13 protein-coding genes and 1 pseudogene are annotated in these 12,859 nt (G+C 69.7%); 11 read left to right on the top strand and 3 right to left on the bottom strand.

Annotated features, from left to right (window positions below; genetic code table 11):
- Positions 1-11: 11 nt before the first annotated feature.
- Complete coding sequence (locus ABLI39_RS06390; protein WP_349412595.1) at positions 12-743, top strand: glutamine amidotransferase; 732 nt, start codon at positions 12-14, stop codon at positions 741-743.
- A gap of 155 nt (positions 744-898) precedes the next feature.
- Here the strand turns inward: ABLI39_RS06390 and ABLI39_RS06385 are convergent, their stop codons facing one another.
- Positions 899-2,311, bottom strand: coding sequence for an MFS transporter (locus ABLI39_RS06385; RefSeq protein WP_349412594.1), 1,413 nt, complete (start codon positions 2,309-2,311; stop codon positions 899-901).
- 180 nt (positions 2,312-2,491) lie between these two features.
- Between ABLI39_RS06385 and ABLI39_RS06380 the strand changes: the two genes are divergently transcribed.
- The 7 genes from ABLI39_RS06380 (at position 2,492) to ABLI39_RS06350 (ending at position 9,617) form a co-directional block, all read left to right on the top strand.
- Complete coding sequence (locus ABLI39_RS06380) at positions 2,492-2,830, top strand: YnfA family protein (protein ID WP_349412593.1); 339 nt, start codon at positions 2,492-2,494, stop codon at positions 2,828-2,830.
- Between the two features lie 55 nt (positions 2,831-2,885).
- Positions 2,886-3,212, top strand: a complete 327-nt coding sequence (locus ABLI39_RS06375) for an ArsR/SmtB family transcription factor (RefSeq protein ID WP_349412592.1) — start codon at positions 2,886-2,888, stop codon at positions 3,210-3,212.
- Complete coding sequence (locus tag ABLI39_RS06370; RefSeq protein ID WP_349412591.1) at positions 3,209-4,027, top strand: cation diffusion facilitator family transporter; 819 nt, start codon at positions 3,209-3,211, stop codon at positions 4,025-4,027. Before ABLI39_RS06375 ends, ABLI39_RS06370 begins: the two co-directional genes overlap by 4 nt.
- Positions 4,024-4,356: a thioredoxin family protein gene (locus tag ABLI39_RS06365; protein WP_349412590.1), complete on the top strand. Its 333-nt coding sequence runs from the start codon at positions 4,024-4,026 to the stop codon at positions 4,354-4,356. Before ABLI39_RS06370 ends, ABLI39_RS06365 begins: the two co-directional genes overlap by 4 nt.
- 87 nt (positions 4,357-4,443) lie before the next feature.
- Positions 4,444-5,907, top strand: coding sequence for an MFS transporter (locus tag ABLI39_RS06360; protein ID WP_349412589.1), 1,464 nt, complete (start codon positions 4,444-4,446; stop codon positions 5,905-5,907).
- Positions 5,908-8,067 carry a molybdopterin oxidoreductase family protein gene (locus tag ABLI39_RS06355; protein ID WP_349412588.1) on the top strand — a complete coding sequence of 720 codons (2,160 nt, stop codon included), beginning with the start codon at positions 5,908-5,910 and terminating at the stop codon, positions 8,065-8,067.
- Positions 8,064-9,617 carry an FAD-dependent oxidoreductase gene (locus tag ABLI39_RS06350; RefSeq protein ID WP_349412587.1) on the top strand — a complete coding sequence of 518 codons (1,554 nt, stop codon included), beginning with the start codon at positions 8,064-8,066 and terminating at the stop codon, positions 9,615-9,617. The genes ABLI39_RS06355 and ABLI39_RS06350 overlap by 4 nt, the downstream gene beginning before the upstream one ends.
- Positions 9,618-9,779: 162 nt before the next feature.
- On the opposite strand, the gene ABLI39_RS06345 is transcribed toward ABLI39_RS06350, so the two are convergent.
- Positions 9,780-10,622 carry a hypothetical protein gene (locus tag ABLI39_RS06345; protein ID WP_349412586.1) on the bottom strand — a complete coding sequence of 281 codons (843 nt, stop codon included), beginning with the start codon at positions 10,620-10,622 and terminating at the stop codon, positions 9,780-9,782.
- A 347-nt stretch (positions 10,623-10,969) separates the two neighbouring features.
- Here ABLI39_RS06345 and ABLI39_RS06340 point away from each other — a divergent pair.
- The 3 genes and pseudogenes from ABLI39_RS06340 to ABLI39_RS06330 form a co-directional block, all read left to right on the top strand.
- A pseudogene (locus ABLI39_RS06340) lies at positions 10,970-11,231 on the top strand ((2Fe-2S)-binding protein); the annotation flags it as partial.
- A gap of 121 nt (positions 11,232-11,352) precedes the next feature.
- Positions 11,353-11,523, top strand: a complete 171-nt coding sequence (locus ABLI39_RS06335; protein WP_349412585.1) for a hypothetical protein — start codon at positions 11,353-11,355, stop codon at positions 11,521-11,523.
- Positions 11,524-11,633: 110 nt separating this feature from the next.
- Positions 11,634-12,218 (top strand): hypothetical protein, encoded by a 585-nt coding sequence (locus tag ABLI39_RS06330; RefSeq protein ID WP_349412584.1) that lies wholly within the window; start codon positions 11,634-11,636, stop codon positions 12,216-12,218.
- Here ABLI39_RS06330 and ABLI39_RS06325 read toward each other — a convergent pair.
- Positions 12,215-12,754: a flavodoxin domain-containing protein gene (locus tag ABLI39_RS06325; protein ID WP_349412583.1), complete on the bottom strand. Its 540-nt coding sequence runs from the start codon at positions 12,752-12,754 to the stop codon at positions 12,215-12,217. The two genes, ABLI39_RS06330 and ABLI39_RS06325, sit on opposite strands and share 4 nt — an antisense overlap.
- Between the last annotated feature and the right edge of the window lie 105 nt (positions 12,755-12,859).

Raw genomic sequence — 12,859 nt, 5'->3', positions numbered from 1 at the left:
AGACTTAGTACGTGAAGCCCTTCCTGCTGCTCGCCTCCCGTTCCGAGGACGCCGCCGCCGACGACGAATACCTCGCCTACCTGCGCTACACCGGCCTGGTCGAGGCCCAGCTGCGCCGCGTCCGGATGGAGTCCGCGCCGCTGCCGGCGCTGGAGCTCAGCGACTACTCGGGCGTGATCGTGGGCGGAAGCCCCTTCACCTCCAGCGACCCGGCGGAGCACAAGAGCGAGGTCCAGCACCGGGTGGAGCGCGAGCTGTTTGCCCTGCTGGACCGGATCGTGGCCGAGGACTTCCCGTTCCTGGGCGCCTGCTACGGCGTCGGCACCCTTGGCCTGCACCAGGGCGCCGTGATCGACCGGACCTACGGCGAGGGGCTCGGCGGCGTCACCGTCAGGCAGACCAAAGCCGGGCAGCAGGACCCGCTTCTGCGCGGCCTGCCGGAGCGGTTCACGGCGTTTGTCGGCCACAAGGAGGCGTGCACCGTACTGCCCGGCGGGGCGGTGCTACTGGCCAGCTCCGAGACCTGCCCGGTGCAAATGTTCCGGATCCGCTCCAACCTCTACGCCACGCAGTTCCACCCCGAGCTCGATGTCGACGGCCTGACCACCCGGATCGACATCTACCGCCACGCCGGCTACTTCCCGCCCGACTCGGCCGAGGAGTTGATGGCCCAGGCCCGCGAGCACAACGTCACCGAGCCGATGGCCATCCTGCGCAACTTTGTAGAGCGCTACGCCCGGTAACGGTGCCGCACCGGGGCGGGGGCGGGGCGGGGCGGGGGCGGGGCGCCGTCGTCGTTCCCGCCCAGTTACTCAGCCGCCACCGCCCGGCGACACGGAAATGCCCGGCGTGTTCACCGAACACACCGGGCATTTCAACCGGTAACCGGGCTGGAGCGTCAGGCGACGTTGTTCTCGTATTCCAGGTCGCGGGTTTCTTTGCTCACAAACAGGGCAATCAGCGTCAGCACGGCCATAAGCGTCAGGTACACGCCCACCAGGACCGGGCTGCCCTTCGCCATTTCCCAGAGCCAGACGGCGATGAACGGTGCCACCGCCGCGCCCAGGATGGACGAGACGTTGTAGCTGATGGCCGAACCGGTGTACCGGACGTTGGTCGGGAACAGTTCCGGCAGGAGTGCACCCATCGGACCGAAGGTCAGGCCCATCAGCGAGAAGCCGATGATCAGCAGGGCCATGGTGCCGATGAAGCCGCCGCTGAACAGCGGGACGAACAGCAGGCCGAAGGCGAAGATGCCGCCCGTGACAGCCATCAGCATCTTGCGGCGGCCGTACTTTTCGGCCAGCGGGCCGGAGACCAAGGTGAAAATGCCGAAGAACACAACGCCGGCAATCAGCATCCACAGGAAGTCGTTGCGGGTGTAGCCCAGGCCCGGAACGAACGCGGCGGCGGCCGCCTCGGTCATCGGCTTGCCGGCCTTCTCGGCGGCGGCCTTGGCGGCCTCCAGGCTGGAGGCGCGGGTGCCGTAGGTCAGCGTGAACGTGGTCATCAGGTAGAAGAGCACGTAGGTGGCGAGCATGATGAAGGTGCCCAGGATCAGCTGGCGCCAGCTGGTCTTGAAGACGCGGCCCAGGGGCAGCTTGGCGACCTCGTTGGACTCGAGGACCTTGGTGAAGGCGGGGGTTTCGATCAGCTTGAGCCGGACGTACAGGCCGATGATGACCATGACGGCGCTGAGCAGGAACGGCACGCGCCAGCCCCAGTCGGCGAAGGCCTGCGGCGAGAGCGCGTAGCTGAAGACCAGGAAGATGACGTTGGCGATGATGAAGCCGATCGGGGCGCCCAGCTGCGGGAAGGTGCCGTAGATGGCGCGTTTGTTGGCCGGGGCGTTCTCGGTGGCCAGCAGGGCCGCTCCGCTCCATTCGCCGCCGAGGGCCAGGCCCTGGGCGAAGCGCATAACGACCAGCAGGGCCGGTGCCCAGAACTCCCAGCCCGGGACCAGGGCGGTAGGGAGGCAGCCGATCAGGAAGGTCGCGATGCCCATGGTGAGCAGCGACGCCACGAGGGTGCCCTTGCGGCCGAACTTGTCACCGAAGTGGCCGAAAACGATCGAGCCGAGCGGGCGGGCGATGAACGCGACGCCGAAGACGGCAAAGGAGCTCAGCAGCTGGGTGGTCTCGTTCTGGCCCGGGAAGAAGAGCTTCGGGAAGACCAGGACGGCAGCCGTGGCGTAGACGTAGAAGTCGTAGAACTCAACGGTGGTGCCGATCAGGCTGGCGACGATCACGCGGCCGCGCGAGTTCACCTGCTTGGCAGACCCCTGCTCCGCTGAAGTGGCGGTGGATGACATGTAGTGACGCTTTCATGAAGACCGGGCCGCCCTGCGGAGAGAGGCCGGCTAAGGAATGGATATACCGTCGATAATAGTTCCTCGCGTCCACCCAATGGACAAATGTTCCATTATTTGGACGCCGCGTGTCGTTCCGGAGCGCCCGCCGCCCACCTCGCTGCGCGCTGACATGATGGACACGTGACCATTGCAAAAACGATCGTGCTGTTCGTCCTGGCCGCCGCCGCAGAAATCGGGGGCGCGTGGCTCGTGTGGCAGGCGGTGCGCGAGGGCAAGGAATGGTGGTGGGCCGGCCTCGGGGTAGTCGCCCTGGGGATCTACGGTTTTGCCGCGACCCTGCAGCCCGATGCCCACTTTGGCCGAATCCTTGCCGCCTACGGGGGCGTGTTCGTGGCGGGTTCCCTGGCCTGGGGCATGATCTTCGATGGCTTCCGGCCGGACCGGTGGGATATCGCCGGTTCGGCGATCTGCCTGCTCGGGGTGGCCGTGATCATGTTCGCGCCGCGCAACGCAGGCTGAAAAAACAGCTCAATACAAGATTGTCTGAATACATCCCCGGATGTACTTTAAGTAGATGGAAACCCTCACGCATGCCCCGGTGTTGGCCCGGTTCGGCTACGCGGTCTCCGACCCCACCCGGGCGCGGATCCTGCTGGCCCTGTCGGACGCGGCCGCCCACCCCTCGGAGCTCGCCGATTCCCTGGGGGTCTCCCGGCAGAGCATGTCCAACCACCTGACCTGCCTTCGGGGCTGCGGCCTCGTGGTGGCCACTCCGGATGGCCGGCGGACGCGCTACGAGCTGGCCGACGCCCGTCTGGGCCACGCAATCAGGGACCTGCTCGGCGTCGTGCTGGCCGTTGACCCCGCCTGCTGCGCCCCGGACGGGACGTGCCTGGCATGACCATAGCGATTCAGCCCGGCCCGACCGCCGCCCGCCGTGCCACGCTTAGCCGGCGCATCCGGCTGTTTGCGGCCGCGACAATCACCTACAACGTCGTTGAGGCCGTCGTCGCCCTCTGGGCGGGCAACGTCGCGGACTCCACCGCCCTCATCGGCTTTGGACTTGATTCCGTAATCGAGGTCGCCTCCGCCGTCGCCTTGTCCTGGCAGTTCTCAGCGAAAGACCCGGAACGGCGCGAGCACCTGACCCTGCGCATCATCGCAATCTCCTTCTTCGCCCTGGCACTGTTTGTCGCCGTGGACGCCGTCAGGTCGCTGGCCGGAGGCGGCGAGGCACAGCATTCCACACCGGGCATCGTAGTCGCTGCCCTGAGCCTGGCCGTGATGCCCGTCCTGTCCTGGCTGCAGCGCCGGGCCGGCCGCGAACTCGGCTCCAGGACCGCGGTGGCAGATTCCAAGCAGACGCTGCTGTGCACCTACCTCTCCGCGGTCCTGCTGCTGGGCCTCGTCCTGAACAGCACGCTGGGATGGTGGTGGGCGGACGCCGGCGCGGCACTGGTCATCGCCGGGATCGCCGTCCGCGAAGGCATCAACGCATGGAAAGGGGACGTCTGCTGCGCCGTCCCCCACGCCGGGGCCGACGAGGACGACGATGCCCACGGCGGCGGTGTTGCCGGCTGTTGCGCGGGCTGCGGAACCGGTCCCGAACCCAAAGTCGTCACCCTCGCCATGCCGCCACTGCACGGACGCGCCACTCAGAATCCCACCGACGCCGGAAAGTACGCCGGAGACCAGACAGAAACCATGAACACATGAAAATAGAACTCCTCCACATCGCCGACTGCCCCAACACGGCGCTGGCCTTCGAACGGGTCGAAGCGGCCCTGGCCGCCCTGGGGCGCGACGACGTCGCGGTCCAGTTGCGGCTCATAGAATCTGCCGCCGACACCGCCGGGACCGGATTCGCCGGTTCGCCCACGATCACCGCGGACGGGGCGGACATCTTCCCCGGCGGGGCGCCTAGCAGTGATCTCGCCTGCCGGATCTACCCCACACCGGGCGGTCATGCGGGCGCACCGACCGTCGAGCAGGTCATTGAAGCGCTGACAGGGCGCGGCCTCACGCCGTCACAAAAGCGCCGATAGGCAAACGTCACAGCACGTTAACAAAGCGCGAGGGTCCCGGAAACGCGGCGTCCCTAGTTTTGAGGGACATCCCCGAAGGAGGTCCCCATGACTGAACGCATTGCCGACGCCATCACCGGCGTTTCCCCGAACCACGACGCCGGCTCCACGCCTGCCGCACCCGGCCGCACCGCACCCGCCGACGGCACCGCCGTCGGCGGCCCCGCGCTGGAGTACCGCCCGGGCCGCTGGATCGCCAACTGGGACGCCGAGAACAAGGCCCAGTGGGAATCCCTGGGCCGCGGCATCGCCCGCCGGAACCTGAACTGGTCCATCTTCGCCGAGTTCCTGGGCTTTGTGGTCTGGCAACTCTGGTCGATTGTGGTGGTCCAGCTCCCCTCGGCCGGCTTCCGCTTCTCCACGAACGAAATCTTCTGGCTGATCTCGATGCCCAGCCTGGTCGGCGCGACGCTCCGGATCCCCTACACCTTTATGGTCCCGCGCTTCGGCGGCCGGAACTGGACCATCGTCTCGGCCCTGCTGTTGCTGATCCCCTCGACCGGGCTGGCCCTGTGCGTCGGCAACCCCGGCACCCCGTTCGGCGTGATGCTGCTCGTGGCCGCCCTGGCCGGCTTCGGCGGCGGCAACTTCGCCAGCTCCATGGCCAACATCACCTTCTTCTACCCGGCCCGCGAAAAGGGCTGGGCGCTGGGACTGAACGCCGCCGGCGGGAACCTCGGCGCCGCCGTCGCCCAGCTCGCCGTCCCGATCGCCGTCACGCTGCTCGCCGCGGGTGCCGTGAACCTGCCGGTGGCCGGGTTGATGTGGATCCCGCTGATCCTGCTGGCCGCGTTCGGCGCCTGGAAGTACATGGACAACCTCACCAGTGCCAAGGGCGACGTCGCCGGCTCGCTCGCCGCGGTGAAGGAACCGCACCTGTGGATCATGGCCCTGCTCTACATCGGCACTTTCGGCTCCTTCATCGGCTTCGCCGGCGTGTTCCCGAAGCTGATCAAGGACTACTTCCCGACGTTCTCCTCGATCGGCGTCGGCACCGTGGCGCTGTCGCTGGCGTTCCTGGGCCCGCTGGTCGGCTCGCTGGCCCGGCCCTTCGGCGGCAGGATGGCGGACCGGCTGGGCGGGGCGCGGATGACCGTGACCGCGTTCGCCGCGATGGCCGTGATCACCCTGACCATGGTCTGGACGCTGCCGCTGGCGAACTTCTGGCTCTTCCTCACCCTGTTCCTGGCGCTGTTCACGGCCAGCGGCTTCGGCAACGGGGCCACCTACCGGATGATCCCGGTGATCTTCGCCCTGCACAGCCGGGCGGCCCGGTCCGGGGCCAGCACGGTGGCCACCCAGCGGCTGGCGTCCTCGGCGCTGGGCCTTATTTCCGCGATCGGCGCCTACGGCGGATTCGTGATCCCGCAGGTCCTCAACGCCTCCAACACCGCCAGCGGCTCCTACACCCCGGCCTTCTACGGCTTCGTCGCGGCCTACCTCGTGATGCTGGCCGTGTGCTGGGCCTGCTACCTGCGGCCCGCAGCCCGCCACGGCAAAGGACACGTCTAAATGGCCGACGGCGCCGCCACGCACTGCCCCTACTGCGCGCTGCAGTGCGCCATGACGCTGACCGCCCCGGCAACGGCTGCCGCTTCGCTTGAGGCGGCCCCGCTGGAGGTGGCCGGCCGCGACTTCCCCACCAACCGCAGCGGACTGTGCCACAAGGGCTGGACCTCGGCGTCGTTGCTGGAGCACCCGGGCCGCGTCACCGAGCCGCTGCTCAGGGGCGCCGACGGCGTGCACCGCCCGGTCAGCTGGGACGAGGCACTGGAGCGCATCACCACCGCGGTGAAGGCGACCCGCGCCCGGTACGGGCCGGACGCCGTCGGGGTCTTCGGCGGCGGCGGCCTCACCAACGAGAAGGCCTACCAGCTGGGCAAGTTCGCCCGGCTGGCCCTGGGAACCTCGCGGATCGACTACAACGGCAGGTTCTGCATGTCCTCCGCCGCCGCGGCCGGGATGCGCGCCTTCGGCCTGGACCGTGGCCTGCCGTTCCCGCTGGCGGACCTCGACGCCGCCAGCACGATCCTGCTGCTCGGTTCCAACGTGGCGGAGACCATGCCGCCGTTCGTCCAGCACCTGCAGGGCGCTCGCGACGCCGGCGGGCTGATGGTCGTCGACCCCCGCCGCTCCGCCACCGCGGCGTTCACCGCCGACGGCGGCGGCCTGCACCTGCAGCCGCTGCCCGGCACCGACCTCGCGCTGCTGCTGGGCCTCTCCCACGTGGTCATCCACGAAGGACTGGCCGATGCCGGGTTCATCGCGGACCGGACCACCGGGTACGCCGCGCTGGCCCGCAGCGTCGCCGGCTACTGGCCCGAGCGCGTGCAGTCCCTTACCGGGGTTCCGGCCGGGCTGATCCGCGACTCCGCCCGCCGCCTCGCCGAGGGCCGGGCGCGCGGCGGCAGCTACATCCTCACCGGCCGCGGCGTGGAACAGCACGTGGACGGCACGGACACCGCCACCGCCGCTATCAACCTCGCCCTGCTGCTGGGCCTGCCCGGCTCGGCACGCAGCGGCTACGGGACCCTCACCGGCCAGGGCAACGGCCAGGGCGGCCGCGAACACGGCCAGAAAGCCGACCAGCTTCCCGGCTACCGCAAGATCACCGACCCCGCCGCCCGCGCCCACATGGCGGCGGTCTGGGGCGTGCCGGAGGCCTCGATTCCCGGCCCCGGCGTCCCCGCCGTCGAACTGCTCAAATCGCTGGGACAGCCCGACGGCGTCCGCTGCCTGTTCGTGCACGGCGCCAACGTGGCGGTCTCCGCGCCGGACGCGAACGTGGTGATCGCCGGGCTGCGCAGCCTGGATTTTCTGGTGGTCTGCGACTTCTTCGTCTCCGAGACCGCGGCCGAGGCGGACCTGATCCTGCCGGTCACCCAGTGGGCCGAGGAGGAAGGCACGCTGACCAACCTCGAGGGCCGGGTGCTCCGCCGGCGCCGGGCCATCGCGCCGCCGCCCGGGGTGCGCAGCGAACTGTGGATCATGACCCGGCTGGCGGAACTGCTCGATGCGCCGTCGACGTTCAGCGAGGACCCGGAGACCGTGTTCGAGGAGCTCCGGCTCGCTTCCGCTGGCGGTGCGGCAGACTACTCCGGGATCGATTACGCCCTCCTGGACCGCGGCGTAGAAGCCTACTGGCCCTATCCGGCCGGGAGCACCGGGACGCCGCGGCTGTTCCGGGACTCGTTTGCCCATCCGGACGGCCGGGCGGTGTTCACCCCGGTGGCGCCACGCCGTCGGACGCTTGCCGGCGATCCGGAGGCCGCGGGCACGCCGATGACCCTAATCACCGGGCGCCTGCTGGAGCACTACCAGTCCGGTGCCCAGACCCGCCGGGTGGCCGCCCTCGCCGCGGCCCGGCCCGAGGCACGGCTGCAGCTGCACCCGGCGGCCGCCGCGGCGCAGGGCATCGCCGACGGCGACGTCGTCGCGGTCGCCAACGCGCGCGGCGAGGTCCTCTGCCGGGCCGAACTCAGCGCCGACATCCGGCCTGAGACGGTGTTCCTGCCGTTCCACTTCCCGGGGCTGGAGAGCGCCAACCGGCTCACCGAGGCTGCCACCGATCCGGTCTCCGGCATGCCCGAGTTCAAGACCAGCAAGGTGTGGGTCCGGCCTGCCCGGGCGGGCGCCCGCGCCGAGGTTCTGCAGATGGAAGGTGCGCCATGACGGAGCGGATTGTGGTGGTGGGCTTCGGCCCGGTGGCGGCGCGGCTGATCGACGAACTGCTGCCGGCGGTGCGGAGGGGGCTGGTGCACCTGACCGTCGTCGGCGAGGAAGCGGAGGCCGCGTACAACCGCGTGCTGGTGGCCGACCTCGGTGTCGGCCGGACGACGGCGGCCGCCCTGGCGCTGGCGGACGCGGCCGCCCTGGTGGCCGACGGCGTCGAGGTCCGGCTGGGGGTCCGGGTCCGCCGGGTGGACCGGGCCCGGCAGCGGGTCCTGCTAAGCGACGGCAGCTCCCCCGGCTACGACCGGCTGGTCTTCGCCACCGGGTCACGGCCGGTGATCCCCAACCTCACCGGCCTGAACCCGGATCCGGCCGCCCCGGTACTGCCCGAAGGTGTGACGGCGCTGCGCGACCTGGCGGACGCCGCGGCGCTGCAGGCGGCGGTGGCCGGCGGCAAGCGCGTGGTGGTCCTGGGCGGCGGCGTCCTCGGCCTGGAGACGGCGCTGGCCGCGGCCGAGGAGGGCGCCACCGTGACCGTGGTGCACAACGGCCCGCATCCGCTGGGCCGCAACATCGACCGCGGCGGCGGCGCCGTGGTCGCGGCGTCGCTGCGGAACTGCGGCGTGCGGGTGGCCTGCAACGCCCGATCCGTCGCCGTGGAGACCGGGGCCGACGGCGGCTTCTCCGCGCTGCTGCTGGAGGACGGTTCCGCGATCGACGGCGAGCTGCTGGTGCTCTCCTGCGGCGTGCGGCCAAGGACGGAGCTGGCCGAGGGCTGCGGACTGTCGACGGCGGCCGGCATCCTGGTGGACCACCGTTTGAGGGCGCACCACGAACCTCACATTTTCGCGATCGGCGACTGCGCCGAGGTCCGTTGCCCCGACCCGGACTGCCTGGTGTGCCGGAGTGCCCGCGGCCCGTCCGGGCTGGTGGGCCCGGGCTGGCGGCAGGCCGAATGGCTGGCCGGGTATCTGACGCTGCTGGCATCCGGAGCTGATGCTGAGGCTGATGCGTTGCCGCCGCTGCCGGCCGAACAACCGGGGGTAGTGGTGCTCAAGGCCCGCGGGCTGACCATGGCCGTGGCCGGTAACGTGTCCGCCGAGCCGTGGGATGAGGAGGCTTTGACCGCCGGGTCCGTGGGCGGGCGGGCGCGGCTGCAGGTGGCCCAGTGGTCCGACCCCGAGCACGGCCGCTACGTCAAGATGACCACCCGGGCCGGGGTGCTCGAGGGGCTGGTGGCCGTGGGCATGCCCCGCACGGCGGCCGAACTGGTGCAGCTCTTCGAACGCGGCGCCGAGCTGCCCGCGGACCGGTCATTGCTGCTGCGCCTGGACGGCCCGGACCAGGCAGCGCCTGCTGCGGCTGATCCCGAGCGGACCGTGTGCCGCTGCGCCGGAGTGAGCGGAACCGCCATTGCCGCCGCGGTTGCGTCAGGGTGCGGGACGCTGGCCGAGGTGGCCGGGGCCACCCGCGCCGACACCGGCTGCGGCGGCTGCCACGAAGACATCAGGGGGCTCATCGAGAAGCACTTCCAGGCGGCGGTGGTTTGAGGGTCTGAGTGCCAGGCTGGGAAGGCCGGACATTGCTGAAGCACACTGCGTTGGAGCCCCGCTCCAACCCCCACCCCGGACCATTCAGTTTGCTAAGGGTCGGGGCCACCAGCTTTGGCTATGGACCTAAAAGTTGTACTCCCAGGCCGCTTCGCCCTGCTGCTAGGCTCCGATCCAGCGCATCTTTCCATCCTTCGCCGGGGCACACACCATAGGCTTGCCAGTGCTGGTGACACCGACACCCCCGCTGCAGAACGCTCCCGGGTGGACCACGTTGGGACCGGCGGGTGCGGCCGGCACATACGGAGCTGCCGGGGCCGGCGGTCCTGCGAGGCGTGCCGCCTCTGCTGCTGCGGCGTCGGCCGCAGCTTGGTCTGCTACTGCCTTCTCCGCTGCCACCTTGTCGGCCGCCGCCTGCTTTTCCGCGGCGAGTTTTTCGGCTGCCGCCTTATCCTCGGCCGCCTTCTTGTCTGCTGCTGCCTTGACGATCACCTTGGACTCAGCCTCCGGCAGCCAGAGCAGCTTGCCGTCGGTGCCCTGGGTGCAGACCAGGGCGGCACCTTGATAGACCTGGGTGGCCGCTGCCGACAGGCAGGCAGTGCGGGCCGGGTTCGTGGCGGTGGGTGTGGGCGTAGGCGTAGGCGTGGCAGTCGTGGTTGCCGGCTGGGAGGCCACGAGCGCCGCTTTATTGACGACGGGGGCGCTGGGGGCTGCGGTGGCCCCGATTACGCCGGTGCCGACCAACAAAGCGATAGCACCGAGACTGGCCACAATGCCGGCGGATTTGCGGTGCGGCAGCCTCACCCACGTTTTCCGTTTGGTGAGCAGAGCGTAGAGCCCGGTGATCAGTGCGACCAGGCCCAGCATCAAGATGATGCCGCCGAACCCGGAGGAGGCGGCGGAGGCGATGACCAGGAGCAGCACCAGTGCCGCAACGATCCAGAAGGACTTAGATTGCTGCCAGCTGCGATTCGGGCGCGCCGCAGTGGGGCGTCGATTGAACATGCGTTTTCCCCATGGAAGACGTGATGCGATGCGATTCGGGCGCGCGGCCGTAGGGCGTCGATTGAACATGTGTTTCCCCCATTGAAGATGTGAAGCGATGCGATTCCGTCAACATAACACCAGCAGCCCCTCGGATTCGGAATCCACACGCCGAAGTCCGTCTTCCCCGGGACCCCGTCCCTACGCGGGGCTTTGTTCCCTTGGCACCGGTGTCGGGACGGCTTCAATGGTCACAGGTCCTCACATTCTCCAGGAGACAACTGTTTCCGTCCCCATCATCCTGGCGGTCGCCGCCGTCGCTGTGGTCGCTGTCGTGCTGGGAGTTGTCACGGGCCGGCAGACGGATCCGTGGCGCCGAGCTGCCGGCGGACCGGTCGCTACTGCTGCGCCTGGACGGCCCGGACCAGGCCGCGCCTGCTGCGGCTGATCCCGAGCGGACCGTGTGCCGCTGCGCCGGGGTGAGCGGAACCGCCATTGCCGCCGCGGCTTCGTCAGGGTGCGGGACGCTGGCCGAGGTGTCCGGGCCACCCGCGCCGGCACCGGCGGCGGCGGCTGCCACGAAGACATCAGGGGCTCATCGAGAAGCACTTCCAGGCGGCCGTGGCGTAGGGGCCGGCCGGACACCTGGCGGGCCCTCCGGCCGGAATCGAGCTTCAGGTCTTCTGCGGCCGCAACACGAGCGCGATGATTGGATTACTGATCTCGGACGTGGAGTGGATCGGAGAGGACCATGTTCAAGACGCTGCTGTGCAAGCTGAATATCCAGCACGATTGGCATACCGAACACGCCGAGGATGGCGCGCTGTACAAGCGCTGCCGGCGTTGCGGCAAGGACGACGACAGCGGAGGCGGAGGGGCCGGGACGTTCGCGGCCTGGGCCGGACCGTCCGGGATGGGCTAAGGCCTCATCCGACGGCCAACGGGTCCCCCGGCGGGCCTTTCTCCCCTTGGCCGCGCCTCCCCCGCCGGGCTTCAATGGGCACAGGTTCTCACCTTCTCCAGGAGGCAACAGTGTCCGTAGTCAGTAGCCGACAGAAGAATCCGCGGCGGCGCGCTGCAGCGCTGACCCGGACCGGCGCGGTCCTCATGGCGGTCTTCACCGTCTTTGGCGGGGCGTTTATCGGCGGTGAGGCCATGGACGAGCCGGGCGGCACCGCGGGGCTGCTGATGATCCTTGCCTGGGCGGCGCCGATGCTGATCCTCGCGGTTCTCGCCTGGTTCTGGCCGTCCGGCACGGCTCCCCTGCTGCTGGCACTGACCGCCGCACTGTTCGCGGTCAGTGTGTGGTTCGCCCTGGATCCTGCGACGGCGCGCAGTTTCCAGGACGCCAACGGGCCCGTGATCGCCGTCGGCGTCGTCGCTCTGGCGTTCCCGGCGGCGGTCCTCGGGCTGAAGCGCACCGGGCTGGCCGGCTGGCTGCTGCTGACCCTGGGCGCGCTGCCGCTCCTGATCACGATCATCGGCAGGTCCGGCCCGGCGGCCTCGCTGGCGGCGGCAAGCGTGGTCCCGCTGATCACCGGGGCCATCTACCTGGTGGCGGCCCGGATGGCGCGCGTGCGTTCGACGCCGAACAACGTCCGGGCCGCGGCGGCCTAAGGATCCGCGGCGGGCAGACCGGCCACAAAGTCCTCGGCGAAACGCCGGACGCCGTCCCACTCGGTGTAGACGTAGTCGCGGGACAGGTCCGTGTCCGGGGAGCCCTTGCTGCTGGTGATCCGCTTCATCATGTGCCGTTTGAGGAAGCCGTACTGGGTGTACGGCAGCGCGCCGGCGAACAGGCCGACGTGCGCCGGACGCCAGCCGGTCTCCTCCTCGAACTTCTCCACATAGCCTTCCGCGCTCTCCTCGTCGCCGTGCGCGGCGAGGCTGACCGAGAACAGCGCCGAGGGAAGCCGCTCCAGCGCCGCCTTATTGGCGCGGACGAAATCCGTGACAAACGCCTCGTGCTTGCCCATGTGGACCGAGGCGCCGACAATGACGGCGTCGCAGTCGTCCGGGAGGGCGTCGCCGGAGCTCTGCAGGTCCACCGCGCGGGCCTCGTGACCGTGCTCGCGAATGACGTAGGCGATGTACTCGGCGATGCGGGCGGTCTGGCCCTCGACGGTCCCGAAGGGAATGTAAATGTTGGCCATGGTCCACCGTGCCCGCCACCCGCGGCCCGGGGCTAGGGCCGAATGTCACCGGGCGGGGTTGAAAGTGGGCGGGTCTTGACGGCGACGGCGGCACAGCATGTGATG

Origin of the sequence: Pseudarthrobacter sp. B907, from assembly GCF_040137805.1 — a bacterium.
Classification (GTDB): Bacteria; Actinomycetota; Actinomycetes; order Actinomycetales; family Micrococcaceae; genus Arthrobacter.
The sequence above is the reverse complement of the archived record's forward strand: the minus strand, read 5'-3'. Positions and strand labels throughout refer to the sequence as shown.